The organism is Acinetobacter sp. UBA1496, assembly GCF_002324975.1.
Classification (GTDB): domain Bacteria; phylum Pseudomonadota; class Gammaproteobacteria; order Pseudomonadales; family Moraxellaceae; genus Acinetobacter; species Acinetobacter variabilis.
In genome coordinates, this window is record NZ_DCRI01000023.1 from 1 (window position 1) to 15,740 (window position 15,740).

Genomic DNA, 15,740 nt, shown 5'->3' on the forward strand with positions numbered 1-15,740 from the left:
AATGCGTAAGTCCTATAGGATGAATTAAATGGAAAAATAGCCAGTAAATAGTGAAAAATGTATAGATTTAGGGAATGACTATAAAAAGATCAAATGAAAAATATTCAAAAATTATGCTTATATTTCACTTAAGTCTAAGGAAAAATGCAGACCTTATAATAAAACTAGTTTAAACTTCAAATTAGTATGAAAAAAACAATGAAACGCTTGTTGAAATAAGGTAAATAAACTTTCAAGGGCAAGCGTTTGTGATTACAATTGATGACTTAAATTAGCCCTCCTGTTTCATTTTTTAAATTGAAGAATTAGACCGTGACCGACGCTCAGCAAAAACAGCCTAAACATGTCATGATGATGGCCGCAGGTACGGGTGGACATGTGTTTCCAGCGTTAGCCGTTGCAAAAGATTTACAACAACAAGGAATTGAAGTGTCTTGGTTGGCAACGCCAGCGGGCATGGAAAACCGATTATTAAAAAACCATAATATTCCAATTTATCAAATCGATATTCAAGGTGTGCGTGGCAATGGTTTTGTGCGTAAAGCCTTGGCCCCGTTTAAAATTTTAAAAGCCACTCTTAGTGCCATGAAGCATATGAAACAGCTCAAAGTCGAAGCTGTTGCAGGCTTTGGCGGTTATGTGGCAGGGCCGGGTGGTCTGGCAGCTCGGATCCTGGGTATTCCTGTGATTATTCACGAGCAGAATGCAGTCGCAGGTTTTACCAATACCCAATTGTCGCGGGTCGCTAAAACGGTATGTCAAGCTTTTCCTGATACTTTCCCGGCACAAGATAAAGTAGTGACTACTGGTAATCCGGTACGTAAAGAAATTACAGAAATTTTAAATCCGTCCTGGCGTTATCAGGAGCGGGAAAAAGCTGGCCAGCCGCTACGAATTTTAATTGTTGGTGGTTCACTTGGGGCACAAGCCTTAAATGAACGTGTGCCGAAAACCTTGAAACAGTTGAATGTGCCGTTAAATGTCTATCATCAGTGTGGTCAAAATCATGCTGAAGCAACGCGCGCACGTTATGCAGACAAACCCGCCTCCTTGCAGGTTGAAGTTCAGCCGTTTATTGAAGATATGGCCCAAGCTTATAGCGACGCCGATCTGGTCATTTGCCGTGCCGGTGCACTGACGGTTACTGAAATTGCAACTGCCGGTGTAGCCGCGATTTTTGTACCGCTACCAAGTGCGGTTGATGACCATCAGACTGCGAATGCCAAATTCCTGGCCAATCAGCAGGCAGCCAAAATCTGCCCACAGGCCACTTTGACGCCAGACAGTTTAAAAACCTTATTAGAGCCGATGCTTGACCGTCAGGTATTGATGGAAATGGCGGTAAAAGCACGCCGTCAGGCTCAACCCGATGCGACCCAGCATGTGGTCCGTTTAATTCAAGAATTGTAATCCGAGTAAATTATGTCTCCAGTAACCCCAGCAGACCAAGCAAAGAAATTAATTAAAGTCCCGGAAATGCGCCGGATCAAGCATATCCATTTTGTGGGGATTGGTGGTGCAGGGATGTGCGGGATTGCTGAAGTACTGAAAAACCAGGGGTATAAAGTTTCTGGTTCAGACATCAAAGCCTCTAAAACTACGGCTCAATTAGAAGAAAATGGTATCAAGGTCTATATCGGCCATGCAGCCAGCAATATTAAAGGTGCCAATGTTATCGTGGTATCTACCGCGATTGATAAAGAAAACCCGGAAATCAAGGCAGCCCTTGAGACCCGTACACCTGTAGTCCGCCGTGCAGAAATGCTGGGTGAGCTGATGCGTTACCGTCATGGGATCGCGGTTGCAGGCACTCATGGTAAAACTACAACTACCAGCCTGATCACCTGTATGCTGGCAGAAGAAAATCTGGATCCAACTTATGTGATCGGCGGTTTGCTGAACCGTACTGGTGTGAATGCCGCTTTGGGTGCGAGCCGTTATATCGTGGCAGAAGCCGATGAATCAGATGCCTCATTCCTGTATCTAGAACCAATGGCTGCCGTTGTTACTAATATTGATGCTGACCATATGGATACTTATGGCGGTAGCTTCGATGTCTTGAAAGACACCTTTATTCAGTTCCTGCAAAAACTGCCATTCTATGGTTTGGCGGTTGTGTGTGGTGACGATGCCAATATCCGTGAAATCATGCCGCGTATTGGTCGTCCATTACTGACTTATGGTTTTAATGAAGACAATGACATTCGTGCTGTCGATGTTGTACAGGAAGGTATGCGCAGCCACTTTACCGTACTGCGTAAAGATCGTGAGCCGCTAAGCGTGACTGTGAATCAGCCGGGTCTGCACAATGTACTCAACGCCTTGGCTGCGATTGGGATTGCAACAGATGAAGGCGTATCTGATGCAGCCATTTGCCGTGCACTAGAGGGCTTCAGTGGCGTGGGTCGCCGCTTCCAGGTACAAGGTCAATTCGAACTTGAAGGCGGCGATGTGAAACTGGTCGATGACTATGGTCACCATCCAAAAGAAGTAGAAGCCACTATTAAAGCGGCTCGTGCCAGCCATCCAGATCGCCGTCTGGTGATGATGTTCCAGCCGCACCGTTTTAGCCGCACCCGTGACTGTTTTGATGACTTCGTAGAAGTGCTTTCACAAGTCGATCAACTGCTCTTACTTGAAGTGTATCCGGCAGGGGAAAAGCCAATTGTAGGTGCCGATAGTCGCGCATTGGCACGTAGTATCCGTTTACGTGGGGAAGTAGAGCCAATCCTGATTGATCCGGTTGAGGGGAACCTGAGCCAGGTGATGAAAAAGGTATTGCAAGCAAATGACTTGTTATTAACTCAAGGCGCAGGTAATGTTGGAGCAATCTCAATCGAACTTGCTCAAAATCATTTATATGTAAAGTAAAATAGTCATGTTATGACTGATTGAACAGATTCAAAAAGTTTAAGGATATAAACGTGTCAAATGCTTCAAAATTCGGAAAAGTTGCCGTATTGCTGGGTGGTAAATCTGCAGAGCGTGAGGTTTCGCTAGATAGTGGAACCGCCGTACTTGAGGCATTAGTGCGTTCTGGGGTCAATGCAGAAGCGTTTGATCCACAAGAGCGTAGTGTTACCGAGCTAGTAAATTATGATCGTGCGTTTGTAGTATTGCATGGTCGTGGCGGTGAAGACGGTCAGATTCAGGGTGTGCTGGAATGGTTGAATATTCCATATACCGGTACAGGCGTACAGGGTTCTGCCATTGGTATGGATAAAGTCAAAACCAAACAGGTTTGGCAGGGTTCAGAACTACCCACTGCGCCATACCGGATTGTGACCAAGAACTCGAATGCTCAAGAAATTGTATCTGCTTTAGATTTACCGCTGATCATTAAGCCTGTACACGAAGGCTCAAGTATTGGCATGAGTAAAGTTGAAAAAGTAGAAGACTTTGCCGATGCGATTGCCAAAGCCACTGAACATGATGCCGTTGTGATGGCAGAGAAATGGATCACAGGCCGCGAATTTACCATTGTGATTCTGAATGGTCAGGCTCTACCGGTCATTCGTCTGCGACCGCCAGAAGATGTGGCTTTCTATGACTATGAAGCTAAATATCAGCGTAATGATGTGGAATATGGCATTCCATGTGGCTTGAGCGAATCTGAAGAGAAAGAATTGCAAGCCTTGGCTCTACGTGCTTTCCAGGCAGTGGGTGCAAGTGGCTGGGGCCGTATTGATGCAATGCAGGATGAACAGGGTAATTTCTGGTTACTGGAAGTGAATACAGTTCCGGGGATGACCAGTCACTCTCTGGTACCAAAAGCGGCAGCAGCCGTTGGCTATAGTTTTGATGCGCTCTGTGTAGCGATTCTGGAACAAACATTAAACGGTGTGGCACACTAAGTTATGGCTCAACTCCCAGCAACCATGCGCCGTAAACGTGCTGCGATTACCTCAATTCACGACAAGCCGCCGACACGCAAAGAGAAACTGACCAACCTGGGTGGTTGGGCCTTATTGTGTGTCGCGCTGGTGGTGCTGGCTTTTGGGATTTTTGGCCTGTACAAGGTGATGACTGATGCTCAGGTAGCAGAGCTGAAAGTGGCAGGAACGCGTTCAGCAGCTGAAGAGCGCCAGGTCATGCAGTACGTTTCACCGATTGTGACTGAAAACTATTTTACTTCGGACCTGGAATCGATTCGTGACCGCGCACTGGAATTGTCTTGGGTGGATCGTGTCGTAGTGTCTCGTGCCTGGCCAGACAAAATTCATGTGCGGGTAATGCCGCATCATGCCATTGCACGATGGGGTACAGGACGACTGCTGAGTGATAGTGGCATTATTTTCACTGAAGTCAGTCCTAAAGATTATTCAGCTTTACCGTTGCTGCATGGACCATCTACTCATGCAAATACCATGATGCGACGTTATAATGAAATCAATCAGTTATTTTTACCACAAGGTATTCGTTTAAAAGAATTATATTTAACTGAACGAATGACGTGGTTTATGCAGTTTGATTCAGGTTTGCGTGTGATTGTCGATAAAGACCAGACCATGAGCAAGTTGCAACGTTTGAGTCATCTGTCCTATAGCGAACTAAAACCGGTATGGTCGAAAATTTCAGCGATCGACCTGCGTTATCGCAATGGATTGGCGATTCAATGGAAAAATTCAATTCCGCCTAAAATTGTAAATGGTCAATTTATTGTAACCATTAATGACACGGGCGTTGAGAATAATGTAACAGTAAAGCCATAATGACCGGCTTTAAAAACTAGAGGCCTTATAAAGCCATAAATCTAACAAACACGTAATGGTAGTAGTTAATAATGAGTGAAGCTGTTCCCTCGGTTGTGGCGATTGACATTGGGACACACAAAGTTTCAGTTTTGATTGGTAAGGTACACGCGCCAGACAATATCCAAGTGATTGGGATGGCGACCGCTCGTAACCGAGGCATGAATAAAGGAAAAATTGTCAGTCTCGATAAAGTCATTACCGCCATTAAAAACGCCGTACAAGAAGCGGAAGATATGGCTGAATGTCGTGTGCATTCTGCGTGGATTTCGATCCCAAGTGCTGAATTAAAAAGCTTTTATGCCTCGGGTCGTACCACTATTGATAATAGTGAACATTCAATTACGACCAGTGAGGTGGTGCGAGCACTTGAGCTGGCCAAAGCCAGTCATGTCACCTCAGATCATTATCTGGTCAGTGCGGTGCCTTTGGGCTTCGAGCTGGATGATGCACCTGAGTGGGTACTCAACCCGATCCGTATGTCGGCACATAGTATGACCGGGCATTATCATTTGATGATGTTACCGATCAGCACCATGCAGAATATTGACCGCGCTTTAAAAGGGGCCAATATCGGTGTGGAGAAAATGGTGGTGTCCTGTCTGGCTACCGCTGAAGCCAGCCTGCTCAAAGATGAAAAAGAATATGGCGTGTGTCTGGTGGATATCGGTGCGGGAACCACCAATGTCGCTGTTTATCTGGATGGCCGTCTGGCGCTAACCCATACCATTCAGCGTGGTGGTGAACATGTCACCCGTGATATTGCAGCGGTTTTACAGACGACCACAGAAGAAGCAGAACGTCTGAAATTGCTCTATGGCTGTGTTGACCTGAAAGTGGTTAAACCAGAGCATATGATTCAGTTCCAGGGCATTGATGGACCACAAACTATCAGCCGGATTGAACTGACTGAAATTATCATGGCACGTTATGAAGAAATCATGGGTCTGGTGCGTGATGAACTGGTGAACCATGGCGCAATGCAGGGCCTTTATCATGGTGTGGTTTTGACTGGTGATGCCAGTCAGATTGAAGGTATGGTCAGCTTTGTACGCCGTACCTTGGGCGTGTCCGCGCATCTGGGCAATCCGCCGGTACAGGTCTATGCAGATGAACAGCACCAGGCGGCTTTACGTCGTTCCCAGTACGCAACAGTGGCTGGTTTGCTGATGTTTAGTCAGAGTGATACCCAAGAAACCCTCGTTGAAACCGAAGACGGGGACAAGTTATCAGTCACACAGCGCATTAAACGGGCATGGTCAGGTTTTAACGAAACGTTAAAAGCGATCTTTTAAGCGATTTTTATTGTGAATATTGTTGGGAAGTTGTAGTTAATCGGGCTTGTACTTGACAAGTGCCTGCTTGAGCAGCATTCTTAAAAACAATTTTTATCAAGATTAAGGCAGTATACGGGCTTAGTGACTGCCAATTATGAATTAGGAATTTTATAGGTCATGGCCTCATTTGAATTTTTCGAAGAAGATCATAGCGATAGCAATGGTCAAGCCCGTTTCACTGTATTTGGTGTAGGTGGTGCGGGTGGTAATGCTGTACAGCATATGTTGCAGTCCGATATCCAGGGCGTAAAGTTCGTCTGTGCCAATACAGACAAACAGGCACTGGATCGCATGGAAGCCGAATTTAAAATTCAGCTGGGTGAGCAAAGTACACGTGGTCTGGGTGCTGGAGCAAATCCACAGGTCGGTCAAGCGGCAGCAGAAGAAAGCCGTGAACTGATCCGCCAGCAGCTTGAAGGTACCGATATGGTATTCGTTACTGCCGGTATGGGTGGCGGTACAGGTACCGGTGCTGCGCCAGTCGTTGCTGAAATTGCCAAAGAAATGGGCATCCTGACTGTTGGTGTCGTGACTACGCCATTCAACTTTGAAGGTAAACGCCGTTTGCAATCTGCCGAGAAGGGGATTGAAGCGCTAGAACAGCACGTAGATTCTCTGATCATCATTCCAAACCAGCGTCTATTGAAAGTCTTCCGTGATATTTCAATGAAGGATGCCTATAAAAAAGCGGATGATGTACTGTTGAATGCAGTACGTAGTATCTTTGATCTGGTGGTACGTCCTGGTCACATTAACCTTGACTTCGCCGATCTGAAAACTGCAATGAGTACGCGTGGTTATGCCATGATGGGTGTGGGCTTGGGTCGTGGTGAAAACCGTGCACGTCAGGCAGCAGAGCAGGCGATTCGCAGCCCATTACTGGATAACGTCACCATCATGAATGCCAAAGGTATTCTGATTAACGTGACTGGCGGTGATGACGTAACCTTCGGTGAAATTGAAGAAATTACTGATGTTGTAAACCAGATCGTGGATCTGGACGAAGGTCAGGTCTTCTACGGTACAGTATTTGATCCGGATGCTCGTGATGAAATTAGTGTAACGGTGATTGCGACTGGTTTGACTCGCCATGCTGCAGATTCGGTTGAGCCGACTAAACGCGCGAATGTACAGGCAGCACGTCCATCATCATCACAGGCAGTAGTTGAAGATGATGATGTACCGGCAATTCAGCGCCAGCAAAATGAAGTAAGTGCAGCAGCTAATCCTGCAGCTTCAGTTTCTAGTCCGCGTCCAACGCCAATGAGCATCCAAGATTATCTTAAAAATCAACAGCGTAAGTAATATGTAACAGCATGTGTTTACGATGATTGCACAGAAAAGGTGGCTTTAGAGCCACCTTTTGTTTTTTATCAATGGCCAAATATGCTAACGTATAGCGGTTTTATTGGTGAACAGATGATAAAAAGCATGTTGAAACAACGTACCCTGCAACGTATCGTGAAAGCGAGCGGAATCGGTCTTCATAGTGGGCAGAAGGTTATGATTAACTTTGTGCCACACCACGCCGATGGGGGCATTGTGTTTCGTCGTATTGATCTGGATCCACCTGTCGATATTCCTGCGGATGCCCTATTGATCCAGGAAGCCTTCATGTGTTCAAATCTGGTTCAGTCAAATGCCAAAGTCGGTACGATCGAGCATGTGATGAGCGCCATTGCGGGATTAGGTATTGATAACCTGATTATTGAAGTGTCAGCTTCAGAAGTTCCCATTATGGATGGCAGTGCCGGACCTTTCATTTATCTGCTCATGCAGGGCGGCTTGCAAGAACTAGATGCACCAAAGAAATTTATTAAAATTATTAAACCTGTTGAAGCCCTGATCGATGATAAACGGGCGATTTTTAGCCCACATGACGGCTTTCAGTTAAATTTTACTATTGATTTTGATCATCCTGCCTTCAAAAAAGAACATCAGTCTGCCAGTATCGATTTTTCTACAGAAACCTTTGTTTATGAAGTCAGTGAAGCGCGTACATTCGGCTTTATGAAAGACCTTGATTACTTGAAAGCTAATAATCTGGCTTTGGGTGCAAGCTTGGAAAATGCAATCGGTGTAGATGAAACCGGCGTGGTCAATGAAGAAGGTTTGCGTTTCTCGGATGAGTTTGTACGTCACAAGATTCTGGATGCAGTAGGTGATTTATACCTATTGGGACACCAGATCATTGCCAAATTTGATGGCTACAAATCAGGGCATGCTTTGAATAATCAACTATTACGTAACGTGAAAAGTGACCCAAGCAGCTATGAAATTGTAACATTTGATGACGTAACTAAATGTCCAATTAGTTATGTAACTGTGACATAAGTCCTTGTCTTTGTGTCTTTGTGTTATAACTTAGCCGCATCTAATGTGACATCTGTCACATAAAAACAACATTGGAATTTATTACATCTCATTGCAATGTTACTTTTTATTGCTTGCCAAACGTAGTAAAGCTTGGCTAAGCTTAGGGTCGCTTATAAAGTCAGCAGCACCGCGAAGTAATTCCTGTGTTTCTGAACTCAAGGCTCTTTCAGATTTTTCTGGAACCGGTTGAACAGGGGATGGATTCCTTAAGCAAACCTGGATTCTAGTGAGATCTTTTAATTCGTTTATTTGAGAGAGTTGTGAGATGTATTGCTTTTGAAGATAAGCCAATTTAGAAATCATGGCTTGGTTTTCACCAGTAATCGTTAACACACCATTTTGATAGCAGGCAACTTGCCATTGTTCGGGTTGAGGCAATAGCGGTTGTACGAGTTTCGTAAGCTTCTGCCATGCAGAAACTTGTGATGAGAGAAACGAAAAGTTTCCTGTTTTTATCTGTTTTCTTGTTTTTTGAAAGACGTTGACAGGTTCCGACATACATAATTCCTACATGTTTATGTCCTAATCTTATGCGCTTCTTAAAGTGGATATCAAGGAAGAGATCTTCAAGAAACTCGATTAGCAGTTTAGAGAGGTTTTTTATGCATATGCCTATGCGACGTATCCTATTGGCATTTTCTATTTCGGTTTCAGCTGCTTCAGTAGCTTTTGCAGATTTAGTGGATCTGAATCAACAAGATGCTACACCTGACCGTCTTGAGCAGTTAACACGTACTTTATCGCAGGGTTCTTATACCCATCCTGAAGATATTGATATTCCCGCACAAACCAAATTAAATGTTCAGCTACGTGAAAAACCGGTTGAACTGAATAATCAGACCATTACCCAAAAATATGGCAATTCTTCATCCAGCAAAGTTGCATCTTCAAATAACCCTTATTCATGGTTAGTGGCTCATCCATTACCAGACATGAAGCGTGTCAGCTCAAATTTTGGCGGCCGTACCATGGGTGGCCGTGCTGAAAATCACTCAGGTCTAGACTTGGCGGCTGCAAGCGGTACACCGATCTACGCAACTGGTCCCGGTATTGTAACCAAATCGGGTTGGGGTACAGGTTATGGTCAGTATGTCGAAATTAACCATGGTAATGGATACCTTACTCGTTATGCCCATGCTTCACGCTTGATTGCACGTGTGGGAGATCAGGTGCAAGCTGGTGATCATATTGCGAATGTAGGTTGTACAGGTCGTTGTACAGGTCCTCACCTACACTATGAAGTAGTAAAAGACGGTCAACGTAAAAATCCTTCAACTTATTTAGCAATGTTGCCTTAAGCATAGCTTTGCTCAAAATAACTGAAATACTTTAATGCGTCTGATACTTGATACTCATAAAAAATCAATCAAACCGCTTTTAAGGCGATTAGGCTGAACATTTCTTCCAGGGAGTAGAGAAGGAGTTCGGTCTAATTGCTTTTAGATATTATATTATCACCGAGAATTATAACTGTCGTATAAAAAATCACCATCATTGACTTCTTTTTGTTACTTTGTGTAATAAAGTGTCAATGGATATTTAGATAATAAATAGTACTCCAGAACCGCATTCAGCCAGAGCCATACCTGCATAAGCCGTAAATATGATACATATAAGTGATCAATTTGGCTTTCAGGAACTGTAGATTATGGCGTTTTATGGAGATACCGACGCTCAAGAAACCCAAGAATGGCAAGACGCTTTTGACTCCGTTTTGCAGCACATGGGAACCGAGCGCGCCGCCTTTTTACTTGAAAAACTTTATCAACGCGCAATTGCCAAACATGTTCCTATTCAGCGTTTAAATACTCCCTACTTAAATACTATTTCTGTAGAAGAACAACCTGCGATGCCGGGCGATCAGGACATGGAGCGCCGTATTCGCGCGCTGATCCGCTGGAATGCTTTGGCAATGGTGCTTCGCGCAAATAAAACCGGTGATGACTTAGGTGGTCACTTGGCCAGTTTTGCTTCATCTGCCACTTTATACGATGTGGGTTTTAACCATTTCTTCCGTGCCAATAACGACAGCTTCGGTGGTGACCTGATTTACTATCAAGGTCACTGTGCACCGGGAATTTATGCCCGCTCATTTTTAGAAGGTCGCTTAACAGAAGAGCATCTGAATAATTTCCGTCGTGAAGTCGGCGGCAAAGGCCTACCTTCTTATCCTCATCCTTACTTGATGCCAGACTACTGGCAGTTCCCGACGGTATCGATGGGTCTGGGTCCAATCATGTCGATCTATCAGGCTCATATTCAAAAGTATTTGATGAACCGTGGCCTGATTAAGGAAGAAGACCGTAAAGTCTGGGCCTATCTGGGCGATGGCGAAATGGATGAGCCGGAAAGCTTGGGTGCGATTTCACTGGCGGGTCGTGAGAAGCTGGATAACCTGATCTGGGTGGTGAACTGTAACTTGCAGCGTCTGGATGGTCCGGTACGTGGTAATGGCAAGATCATTCAGGAACTTGAATCATTGTTCCGTGGTGCCGGCTGGCGTGTGATTAAAGTCGTCTGGGGGCGTCATTGGGATCCACTACTGGATAAAGACAAATCTGGTGCACTCAAAGCGATTATGGAAGAAGCAGTGGATGGTGATTACCAGCGCTATCAGGTGAAAGGTGGTGCCTACGCACGTGCACATTTCTTTGGTAAATATCCAGAAGCAGAAGCTTTGGTTAAAGACCTGAGCGATGAAGATATTGATAATCTGAACCGTGGTGGTCATGACCCGTATAAAGTCTTTGCTGCCTATGCAGAAGCGACCAAGGCCAAAGGTCAGCCAACGGTGATTCTGGCGAAAACAGTAAAAGGTTATGGTCTGTCTGATGAAATTGAAGCGGTGAACAAGACCCACCAAATCAAGAAAATGCAGCTGGAATCATTGAAATACGTACGTAACCGTTTCAACTTGCCATTTACTGATGAACAACTGGAAGAAATTCCATTCTACCGTCCAAGTGAAAACTCGCCTGAAATTAAATATATGAAGGCACGCCGTGAGGCACTGGGTGGTTATCTGCCGGCACGTCGCAAAGAAAGCGAATCTTTACCGATTCCTGAGCTCTCTGTTTTTGATGCTGTGCTCAAAGGTTCAAACGGTAAAGAACAGTCCACCACCATGGTCATGGTCCGTCTCATCTCTGCCTTATTAAAAGAGAAAGCAATCAAGGACCGTGTGGTGCCGATCGTGCCAGATGAAGCGCGTACCTTTGGTCTGGAAGGGATGTTCCGTCAATTGGGGATCTATGCAGCGCATGGTCAACAATATACCCCTGAAGATCAGGAACAGTTGATGCATTACCGTGAAGCCAAAGACGGTCATATGTTACAGGAAGGGATTAACGAAGCCGGTGCAATGAGTGCATGGGCAGCCTTGGCGACCAGTTATTCAACCAATAACTTGCCAATGATCCCGATGTACATGTACTACTCAATGTTCGGCTTCCAGCGTATCGGCGATATTGCCTGGGCAGCAGGTGATGCGCAGGCGCAAGGTTTCTTGCTAGGTGCAACCGCTGGCCGTACTACCTTAAATGGTGAGGGCCTGCAGCATCAGGATGGTCACTCGCATATTTTGGCCAATACCATTCCAAACTGTGTCTCTTATGACCCGTGCTTTGGCTATGAGCTTGCCGTAATCGTGCATGATGGTCTGCAGCGTATGTATGTGAATCAGGAACGTGTGTTCTATTACCTGACCCTGATGAACGAAAACTACGAACATCCACCAATGCCGCAAGGTGCAGAAGAAGGCATCAAGCGTGGTATGTATCTGCTGGAAGAAGACGAGAAAGCGACGGTTCAGTTGATGGGTTCAGGTGTGATTCTGCGTGAAGTTATCAAGGCTGCAAAAATCCTGCGTGAGGAATATCAGATTCATGCCAATGTCTGGAGCGTGACCAGCTTTAATGAACTGGCTCGCGATGGTATGGCATGTGAGGAATATAACCGCCTGCATCCTCTGGCTGAAGAAGCGAAAGAGCCATGGGTATCTCAACAGTTACGTGACAAGGACGGTATCGTGGTATCGGCCACCGATCACATGCGTGCTTATAGCGAACAGATCCGTGCCTACCTTCCAGATAGCCGTCCGTTCGTAGCCTTGGGTACCGATGGTTATGGCCGTTCAGATACGCGTGGCAACCTGCGTAGCTACTTTGGTGTCGATGCTGCACATATTGTCGTAGCAACCTTGAAGAAGCTGGCAGATGAAGGTGAAGTCGATGCACGTTTAGTGAAAGACGCGATCTCTAGCTTTGAGTTAGATACTGACCGTCCGGTGGCTTGGGCACCTCAAGAGACTCCTGAATTGCATCCAGTTGCTGACTACAAAGAGGAGAACTAATCATGCAAATTACGACTCCAGATATTGGTGTAGATAAGGCAACTGTGGCAGAAATCCTGGTGAAGGTGGGCGACACCATCGCTGTAGATGAAAGTATTGTGCTGCTGGAATCGGATAAAGCCTCTGTTGAAGTGCCAAGCACTTCAGCAGGTGTGGTCAAAAACATCCTGATTAATCAGGGTGATGAAGTCTCTGAAGGTACTGTCCTGATTGAACTGCAGGCTGAAGATGATGCCAGTATAGTAGACAGTCAGGAAGCTGATGCTGCTGACAAAACTTCGGAAAATACTCCAACTGAATTGCCGGATGAGGAAATCCTGCAGGAAGTGGCGACACATCAGCCTAAAGCCTCTAGCCAAAGTGAGCAGTCCTCTCAATCGGCTTCTACATCTACTGTAGAAGTGAAATTGCCAGATATTGGCGTAGAAAAGGCTCTGGTGGGTGAAATTCTGGTTCAGGTTGGCGATGAAGTTGAGGTGGATCAAAGCCTGGTCGTGGTTGAATCGGATAAAGCGACAGTTGAAGTACCAAATACGGTTGCCGGTACTGTAGAAGCGATTCATATTCAGGAAGGCGATTCAGTCAAAGAAGGAGTGCTGATTCTGACAGTGAAAACTGCAGATTCGGCACCAGCTACTGAGCAAGCAGCGCCTCAAGCGGCAGAAAAGCCAAAAGCTCAAGCAACATCTGAAGCCAAAACTGAAACAGCATCACAACAGGCGGCAGCCCCTGCAGGCGATATTGAAATAAAAGTACCTGACTTAGGCGTAGACAAGGCAGCTGTAGCAGAAATTCTGGTACAGGTCGGTGATACGGTGGAGAAAGACCAGAGCATCATTGTGGTCGAATCGGATAAAGCGACAGTAGAAGTGCCAAGTACGACTGCCGGAGTGATTAAGGCGATTCATGTTGAGCTGGGTCAGAATGTTTCTGAAGGCGTGGCACTGATTACGATTGAAGCTGAAGGACAGGCATTATCTGCTGCAGCTCCAGCGGAAAAATCAGAAGCACCTGCAGCCAAAGCTACACCTGCATCTGCCGCAGCGTCAAAAGCTGAACCTGCTACGACACCTGAAACGCATAGTGCAGACAAGCTTACTAAAGAGCAAAACGCTGCCAATGCCAAAGTTTATGCCGGTCCTGCCGTGCGTAAACTGGCTCGTGAACTGGGTGTAGTATTGGCAGAAGTGAGAGCTTCTGGTCCGCATGAACGATTAATGAAAGAAGATCTGTTTGCATATGTGAAAGATCGTCTGACTGCACCGCAAACAACAACCGCACCTGCGGCAGCTACAGCTCCTGCTGGCTTACCAAAACTGCCTGATTTCAGTGCTTTTGGTGGGGGAGAAGAGAAAGCCTTGACGCGTCTGCAACAGGTTTCGATTCCGCAGTTATCATTAAACAACTACATTCCACAAGTAACCCAGTTTGATGCAGCCGATATCACTGAGCTGGAAGCTTGGCGTAATGAGCTGAAAGGCAACTTCAAGAAAGAAGGTATTGGCCTGACCATTATGGCTTTCATTATCAAGGCTGTGGCTTATCTGCTTAAAGAAGAGCGCGAGTTTGCCGGTCACCTGTCTGATGACGGTAAATCGGTATTGCTACGGAATGAGATCCATATGGGCATTGCGGTTGCGACGCCTGATGGTCTGACTGTTCCTGTATTACGTAACCCGGACCAGAAGTCGATTAAGCAGATTGCTATTGAGCTGGGTGAGTTAAGCCAGAAAGCGCGTGACAAGAAATTGTCACCTAAAGATCTGCAAGGGGCGAATTTTACCATTACCAGCTTGGGTTCAATTGGTGGTACAGCATTTACGCCGTTGGTGAACTGGCCACAAGTGGCGATCCTGGGTATTTCTCCAGCAACTATGCAACCGGTATGGAATGGTGAGGGCTTTGATCCACGTCTGATGCTGCCATTGTCGTTATCTTATGATCATCGGGTAATTAATGGCGCAGATGCTGCACGCTTTACCAATAAGCTGACCAAGCTATTAAAGGATATTCGTACGCTCTTGATCTGATTCATGAATGTTTAAAAATAAAGACCCTGCTTCGGCAGGGTTTTTTTAATATGACAATTTGTAAATATAAACACGGTTGGCTATAATGGGCGCACTTCATTGGGGAGTAGCCGCCTTTTGCGCAAAGCAGAAGGGTGATGGTCAACATATTTGCTCAACAGGGCATGGTCATCATAGCAAAGAACCAAATGAGCTTCTCGAAGCTTTCTTTTGTTGGCAAGACCTTTGATTTACCATTCTGCAGATTTTGGCTGGCGGGAAGGGTGAATCATCGGTAGAAAATGCCAGCCAGAGAAAGACCGCATGTACGAATTCCTGCTTTCCACAGCCATCGTTGCACTTGCCGAAATGGGTGATAAAACCCAGTTACTGGCTTTGCTTCTTGCAGCACGTTTCCGCAAACCGACACCGATTTTAATTGCAATTTTACTGGCAACCCTGATTAACCATGGTCTTTCAGCAGCCCTAGGGCAATGGGTCACTACCGTTATTGGGCCAGAAATTTTGCTGTGGATCGTGTCAGTCGGTTTTATTGGGATGGCAATCTGGATGCTGATTCCGGATGAATTAGGGGATGAAAACGACAGTATCAATAAATGGCAAAAGTACGGCGTGTTTGGTGCGACTTTTGTGCTGTTCTTCCTGGCTGAAATTGGCGATAAAACCCAGATTGCGACAGTGGCACTGGCAGCACGTTTTGACAGTGTGCTTTGGGTGATGATGGGTACTACCGTCGGGATGATGATTGCCAACGCACCTGCGGTATTTATCGGTGACAAACTGGCGAATAAACTGCCCATCGGTCTGATTCATAAAATTGGCGCCAGTATTTTCTTGACCATCGGTGTGGGCACCTTGGCACAACATTATTTATTTTAACCTGAGTTCGACATAA

Annotated in this window: 12 protein-coding genes and 1 riboswitch; of the genes, 11 read left to right on the forward strand and 1 reads right to left on the reverse strand. The window is 45.7% G+C overall.

What is annotated here, in order from left to right:
• The first annotated feature begins 312 nt into the window (after window positions 1–312).
• The 7 genes from murG to lpxC all read left to right on the forward strand — a co-directional run bounded on the left by murG (window position 313) and on the right by lpxC (window position 8,422).
• The gene (gene murG / locus B3143_RS02530) at window positions 313–1,410 is read left to right on the forward strand and encodes an undecaprenyldiphospho-muramoylpentapeptide beta-N-acetylglucosaminyltransferase (RefSeq protein ID WP_286739399.1); all 1,098 of its coding nucleotides are present in this window, start codon (window positions 313–315) and stop codon (window positions 1,408–1,410) included.
• A 12-nt stretch (window positions 1,411–1,422) separates the two neighbouring features.
• On the forward strand, window positions 1,423–2,871 hold the full coding sequence (gene murC, locus B3143_RS02535) for a UDP-N-acetylmuramate--L-alanine ligase (RefSeq protein ID WP_286739402.1): 1,449 nt from the start codon (window positions 1,423–1,425) through the stop codon (window positions 2,869–2,871).
• Between the two features lie 53 nt (window positions 2,872–2,924).
• On the forward strand, window positions 2,925–3,854 hold the full coding sequence (locus B3143_RS02540) for a D-alanine--D-alanine ligase (protein WP_286739403.1): 930 nt from the start codon (window positions 2,925–2,927) through the stop codon (window positions 3,852–3,854).
• 3 nt (window positions 3,855–3,857) lie between these two features.
• Window positions 3,858–4,712: a cell division protein FtsQ/DivIB gene (locus tag B3143_RS02545; protein WP_034703611.1), complete on the forward strand. Its 855-nt coding sequence runs from the start codon at window positions 3,858–3,860 to the stop codon at window positions 4,710–4,712.
• 71 nt (window positions 4,713–4,783) lie between these two features.
• Window positions 4,784–6,046: a cell division protein FtsA gene (gene ftsA, locus B3143_RS02550; RefSeq protein WP_034170249.1), complete on the forward strand. Its 1,263-nt coding sequence runs from the start codon at window positions 4,784–4,786 to the stop codon at window positions 6,044–6,046.
• A 159-nt stretch (window positions 6,047–6,205) separates the two neighbouring features.
• Window positions 6,206–7,393, forward strand: coding sequence for a cell division protein FtsZ (gene ftsZ, locus B3143_RS02555; protein WP_262477377.1), 1,188 nt, complete (start codon window positions 6,206–6,208; stop codon window positions 7,391–7,393).
• Window positions 7,394–7,519: 126 nt separating this feature from the next.
• Entirely contained in the window at window positions 7,520–8,422 is a 903-nt protein-coding gene (gene lpxC / locus B3143_RS02560; protein ID WP_286739405.1) for a UDP-3-O-acyl-N-acetylglucosamine deacetylase, read from the forward strand.
• Between the two features lie 99 nt (window positions 8,423–8,521).
• Here lpxC and B3143_RS02565 read toward each other — a convergent pair whose 3' ends face one another.
• Window positions 8,522–8,962 (reverse strand): DciA family protein, encoded by a 441-nt coding sequence (locus B3143_RS02565; protein ID WP_286739407.1) that lies wholly within the window; start codon window positions 8,960–8,962, stop codon window positions 8,522–8,524.
• 110 nt (window positions 8,963–9,072) lie between these two features.
• On the opposite strand from B3143_RS02565, the gene B3143_RS02570 reads away from it, so the two are divergent.
• The 4 genes from B3143_RS02570 to B3143_RS02585 all read left to right on the forward strand — a co-directional run bounded on the left by B3143_RS02570 (window position 9,073) and on the right by B3143_RS02585 (window position 15,724).
• Entirely contained in the window at window positions 9,073–9,762 is a 690-nt protein-coding gene (locus B3143_RS02570) for a M23 family metallopeptidase (protein ID WP_286739409.1), read from the forward strand.
• A 350-nt stretch (window positions 9,763–10,112) separates the two neighbouring features.
• Window positions 10,113–12,815 carry a pyruvate dehydrogenase (acetyl-transferring), homodimeric type gene (gene aceE, locus B3143_RS02575; RefSeq protein ID WP_286739411.1) on the forward strand — a complete coding sequence of 901 codons (2,703 nt, stop codon included), beginning with the start codon at window positions 10,113–10,115 and terminating at the stop codon, window positions 12,813–12,815.
• Window positions 12,816–12,817: 2 nt separating this feature from the next.
• Window positions 12,818–14,845 carry a 2-oxo acid dehydrogenase subunit E2 gene (locus B3143_RS02580; RefSeq protein ID WP_286739413.1) on the forward strand — a complete coding sequence of 676 codons (2,028 nt, stop codon included), beginning with the start codon at window positions 12,818–12,820 and terminating at the stop codon, window positions 14,843–14,845.
• Between the two features lie 89 nt (window positions 14,846–14,934).
• Window positions 14,935–15,076: riboswitch (yybP-ykoY riboswitch) on the forward strand.
• A 72-nt stretch (window positions 15,077–15,148) separates the two neighbouring features.
• Window positions 15,149–15,724, forward strand: a complete 576-nt coding sequence (locus tag B3143_RS02585) for a TMEM165/GDT1 family protein (RefSeq protein ID WP_286739414.1) — start codon at window positions 15,149–15,151, stop codon at window positions 15,722–15,724.
• The last annotated feature ends 16 nt before the right edge of the window (window positions 15,725–15,740 follow it).